2 protein-coding genes are annotated in these 1,103 nt (G+C 34.8%); both read right to left on the bottom strand.

The features are described from left to right. Positions 1-401: DUF3238 domain-containing protein (locus AC1DSB_RS19775; protein ID WP_477587480.1), on the bottom strand; the 401-nt coding region annotated here is incomplete at its 3' end. A 142-nt stretch (positions 402-543) separates the two neighbouring features. Beyond that, the coding region (locus tag AC1DSB_RS19770; protein WP_477587479.1) for a DUF3238 domain-containing protein at positions 544-1,103 on the bottom strand (560 nt) is incomplete at its 5' end.

The following is a 1,103-nucleotide window of genomic DNA, read 5'->3' as shown; positions in this document are numbered from 1 at the left end:
TGTACAGTTAATAGATAATCAACGGGAGGTGCATAAACATTTAATGGGTTGCTAGCACTAGCACTCATTTGAAATTTGACGTCATCTGCCCCCCATACAACATCAATGCACAAAATACCTTCTGTACTAGCTTTTCCTGTTCTTATATTAACGGAACCATCAGGAGTTGTGATTCTTTCTGTTGTCATGCCAGTATTCGCATATGTGAAGATTTCTTTTTTATAAAAATCTACTACTACTTCTTGTTCAATTCTGGAACGCATAGTGTTTACAGCATATGGTGTAAATTCACGTGAGTCACCTTCGAATTGAATCACGTTTCCTGTTTGAGTATCCTTCTTAGGTTCAGTCCAAGACATTGGAATAAATACACTTGCTCTAACTTTAACGATATTAGTCATGAGACACACCTCTATGATTTTTAATTTTATTTTGGATAATAATATTGAGCCATTGWGCAAAACAGATCGCAATTTCTTTCGTATATATTATTGCTTTTCCTTTAATATTTGCTGCTTGTAAACTTCTACTTAGTATTTATATCTAGATTGTCGTTTTAAAACTGTATTCCATTTCCCCAGCTAGCGCTGCTGGAGTGTCACCAGTTTTTCTGAAATCATGTGTATATATTAATTCAAATGGACCAAAATCTGTTTGTTTATAAAATTCATAGCAGGGGAACCCATCATGTGCACCTTCAATTTGTGCAACACCACTCTTGTTAACCTGTATAGTTAATAAATAATCAGCCGCAGGTGCTGCTGCATTTAAAGGATTGCTTGCACTTGCCCTCATTTCAAAAGAAACTTCATCAGTGCCCCACACAACATTAGTACATACAATATTTTCTGTACTTGTTTTTCCTTTTTTATAATCAATAGAACCATCTGGATTTGTAACTTTTACAGTTACGATACAAGCATTGGTATATGTGAAAATTTCTTTTTTATAAAAATCAATAATCACTTCTTGCTCTAATCTTGACCGTGTAGTGTTTACAGCGTTTGGTGTAAATTCACGTGCATCACCAGTGTATTCGAATATCTTTTCTGTTGCAGGATCTTTAATAGGTTCCAACCAAGCATACGGTGCAAATACACTTC

The organism is Paenisporosarcina sp. P4_E4_2, assembly GCF_056401595.1.
Note: the sequence above shows the minus strand (reverse complement) of the source record. Positions and strands in the feature narration are given on the sequence as shown.